Origin of the sequence: Helicobacter sp. MIT 00-7814, from assembly GCF_003364115.1 — a bacterium.
Taxonomy (GTDB): Bacteria; Campylobacterota; Campylobacteria; order Campylobacterales; family Helicobacteraceae; genus Helicobacter_F.
Genome location: NZ_NXLL01000084.1, coordinates 1 through 379, shown reverse-complemented (window position 1 = coordinate 379; position 379 = coordinate 1). Strand labels below are relative to the sequence as shown.

Below are 379 nucleotides of genomic sequence, written 5' to 3'. Positions count from 1 at the left end.
GGAAGTAATGGGGGGACAATAGAAACAAGAGGAAATTTTGTAGGAATGTAAAAAAGCAATAAGAAAAGAATAGGATCTAGGAAACAATCCTATTTCCTTTGTCTTTTACTAATTCCGCTTTAACTTTAGCGATGTATTCTTGATAAACAGGATTCTTAGCTTCCTCTCTATTTTCATCAGCCCAAATAGCAACAGTCGTATGAATAGATCTTAGATTAACAACCTTTAGTTCCCCTTTCTCAATTAAATCTGCTTGCATATCTTGAGTAATGTTAGGATAAATAGGCTGTTTATTGAAAGTAAGAACATTGGTTCCTTTTTCGGTTCTTAATCTTTCAATTGCTCCTCTTTTAAACTCCCTATCCCACGCATTCCAATA

Annotated in this window: 1 pseudogene; it reads right to left on the bottom strand. The window is 34.0% G+C overall.

Annotated features, from left to right (window positions below):
* Window positions 1–76: 76 nt before the first annotated feature.
* Window positions 77–379 (bottom strand): annotated as a pseudogene (locus CQA49_RS10255) (hypothetical protein); the annotation flags it as partial.